1 protein-coding gene is annotated in these 280 nt (G+C 43.9%); it reads right to left on the reverse strand.

Translation table 11 applies throughout. The features are described 5' to 3' along the window. Nucleotides 1–246 (reverse strand): hypothetical protein (locus tag AAEY79_RS14600; protein WP_352289025.1); only part of this gene is annotated, 246 nt, incomplete at its 3' end. Nucleotides 247–280: the final 34 nt, after the last annotated feature.

A 280-nucleotide genomic window follows, 5' to 3' on the forward strand; every position in this document is an offset into this window, starting at 1 on the left:
TAATGGCGAGAACTTCCATTGGGTTTTATTGCGTACAGACTTCCTATCATCTGGTGTGGCTATGCCGATATTGATGGTGTTTACATCGGCTTTGCTGATACATCGCATATTGTGGATGTCAATTAAATCAGCGTAGGGCTGGATTAAGATGTGACCGACAACCAGCCAGTTTTTAGCCGGTAGCAGCTGCTTGATAATAGCTATAAAACGTTGTAACGCTTGCGGCTCTTTGTTTGAAAAGGGCATAAATGCTCTGCTGCTAGACAGACGTTGTTGGCAT

This window comes from Psychrobacter sp. GW64-MNA-CIBAN-0177 (assembly GCF_040309585.1).
In the GTDB taxonomy this organism is placed as follows: Bacteria; Pseudomonadota; Gammaproteobacteria; order Pseudomonadales; family Moraxellaceae; genus Psychrobacter; species Psychrobacter okhotskensis.